The organism is Caballeronia sp. (assembly GCF_049581465.1).
Classification (GTDB): Bacteria; Pseudomonadota; Gammaproteobacteria; order Burkholderiales; family Burkholderiaceae; genus Caballeronia.
Window position 1 is genome coordinate 1 of sequence record NZ_JBAUSA010000216.1, and the last position, 2,918, is coordinate 2,918.

Annotated in this window: 1 protein-coding gene and 1 pseudogene; both read right to left on the reverse strand. The window is 58.6% G+C overall.

The genetic code is table 11. The annotated features are described in order from the left end of the window. Positions 1–2,030 (reverse strand): DNA-directed RNA polymerase subunit beta' (rpoC, locus tag WCA53_RS05325; protein WP_423906499.1); only part of this gene is annotated, 2,030 nt, incomplete at its 3' end. 21 nt (positions 2,031–2,051) lie between these two features. Then, a pseudogene (gene rpoB / locus WCA53_RS05330) lies at positions 2,052–2,918 on the reverse strand (DNA-directed RNA polymerase subunit beta); the annotation flags it as partial.

Sequence of the window (2,918 nt, forward strand, 5' to 3'; positions counted from 1 at the left end):
AGACCCGACATGTACTGACGGTCGTATTCCTTCACCTTCTTGGCTGCATCGCCGACGATCTGTTCTTTTTGCGGCGGCACAAGCATGTCGTCGACGCAAATCGAAATACCAGCACGCGTAGCCAGGCGGAAACCCATCTGCATCAGCTGGTCGGCGAAAATCACCGTCTCGCGCAGACCGCACTTGCGGAACGCCGTGTTGATCAGGCGCGAGATTTCCTTCTTCTTCAGCGGACGGTTTAGCACCGAGAACGGCAGTCCTGGCGGCAGGATTTCCGACAGGATCGAACGGCCAACGGTGGTCGCATACAGCGTGATCTTCGGCACGAACTTCGGTGCGCCTTCGCTTTGATCCGGGTTGTGAATGTTTTCCGTAATCCGGACATTCACCCGCGACGCCAGCTCGACTTCCTTGTTCTCATACGCGCGAATCGCTTCCGATACGCCCGTGAACGTCATGCCTTCGCCCTTGCCATTCACCGCTTCACGCGATGCATAGTAGAGACCCAACACGATATCCTGCGACGGCACGATCGACGGATCGCCGTTCGCCGGGAACAAGACGTTGTTCGACGCCAGCATCAGCGTGCGCGCTTCCATCTGCGCTTCCAGCGACAGCGGCACGTGAACGGCCATCTGGTCACCGTCGAAGTCGGCGTTGAACGCCGCGCAAACGAGCGGATGCAGCTGGATCGCCTTACCTTCGATCAGCACCGGCTCGAAAGCCTGAATGCCAAGACGGTGAAGCGTAGGCGCGCGGTTCAGCATGACCGGATGTTCGCGAATGACTTCTTCGAGAATGTCCCACACCACGACGGTCTGGTTCTCGACTTCCTTCTTCGCGGCCTTGATGGTCGTAGCCACGCCCATTACTTCCAGCTTATGGAAGATGAAAGGCTTGAACAGTTCCAGCGCCATCAGCTTCGGCAAACCGCACTGATGCAGCTTCAACGTCGGACCGACCACAATCACCGAACGGCCCGAATAGTCGACGCGCTTACCCAGCAAGTTCTGACGGAAACGACCGCCCTTGCCCTTGATCATGTCGGCGAGCGACTTCAGCGGACGCTTGTTCGCGCCCGTCATGGCCTTACCGCGACGACCGTTGTCCAGCAGCGAATCGACGGCTTCCTGCAGCATCCGCTTTTCGTTGCGGACGATGATTTCAGGCGCCTTCAATTCCAGCAGGCGCTTCAACCGGTTGTTACGGTTGATCACGCGGCGATACAGGTCGTTCAAGTCGGACGTGGCGAAACGGCCGCCGTCGAGCGGCACGAGCGGACGCAGTTCCGGCGGCAGCACCGGCAGCACTTCCAGCACCATCCAGTCCGGCTTGATGCCCGAACGCTGGAATGCCTCGAGCACTTTCAGGCGCTTCGCGTACTTCTTGATCTTCGCTTCCGAACCCGTGTTCTTGAGTTCGGTACGAAGCACTTCGACTTGCTCGTCGATGTTGATCGCGCGCAGCAACTCACGAACGCCTTCCGCGCCCATCTCAGCACGGAACTCGTCGCCGTACTCTTCGACCTTGTTGTAGTAATCCTCTTCGGTCATGATCTGCCGCGCTTTCAGCGGCGTCATGCCCGGTTCGATCACCACGTACGCTTCGAAATACAGCACGCGTTCGATGTCCCGCAGCGTCATGTCGAGCACCATGCCCAGACGCGACGGCAGCGACTTCAAGAACCAGATGTGCGCAACCGGCGAGGCCAGTTCAATGTGGCCCATCCGTTCGCGACGCACCTTGGCGAGCGTGACTTCAACGCCGCACTTTTCGCAGATCACGCCACGGTGTTTCAGGCGCTTGTACTTGCCGCACAGGCACTCGTAGTCCTTGATCGGGCCAAAAATCTTGGCGCAGAACAGGCCGTCGCGTTCCGGCTTGAAGGTCCGGTAGTTGATGGTTTCAGGCTTCTTCACTTCGCCGAAGGACCACGAACGGATCTTGTCCGGCGAGGCCAGACCGATCTTGATCGCGTCAAAAACTTCAGGTTGTTGGACTTGCTTGAATAGATCGAGCAGAGCTTTCATTGCGTCTCTCCAGTAGTCCGATTAGTTCCGGTCCAGGTCGATGTCGATACCGAGCGACCGGATTTCCTTCACCAACACATTGAACGACTCAGGCATGCCGGCGTCGATCACGTGGTCACCCTTGACCAGGTTTTCATACACCTTGGTACGACCGGCCACGTCATCCGACTTCACAGTCAGCATTTCTTGCAGCACATACGAAGCGCCGTACGCTTCGAGCGCCCACACTTCCATCTCACCGAAACGCTGGCCACCGAACTGCGCCTTACCACCCAGCGGCTGCTGCGTGACGAGCGAGTATGGACCGGTCGAACGAGCGTGCATCTTGTCGTCGACCAAGTGATGCAGTTTCAGGTAGTGCATGTAGCCCACCGTGACCGTCCGTTCGAACGGTTCACCCGTGCGGCCGTCGCTCAACTGCACCTGGTTCTTCGACTTCGTCATGCCCAACTGCTTCGCGATGTCGTCCGGGAACGCGAGATCCAGCGCACGCGTCATTTCGCCTTCCGTCGCGCCGTCGAACACCGGCGTAGCAAAAGGAACGCCTTCGCGCAGGTTCTTCGCCAGTTCGACGATTTCGTCGTCGGTGAAGTTTTCCAGCTCTTCCTTACGCCCTGACTCGTTGTAGATCTTGTTCAGGAAGATGCGCAGCTCTTCGATCTTCGTCTGACGCTGCAGCATTTCGCCGATACGCCATCCCAGACCCTTCGCGGCCCAGCCCAGATGCACTTCGAGAATCTGACCCACGTTCATCCGTGACGGCACGCCGAGCGGATTCAGCACGACGTCGGCAGGACGGCCATCCGCCATGTACGGCATGTCTTCGATCGGCACGATCTTCGACACCACACCCTTGTTACCGTGACGGCCGGCCATCTTGTCGCCCGG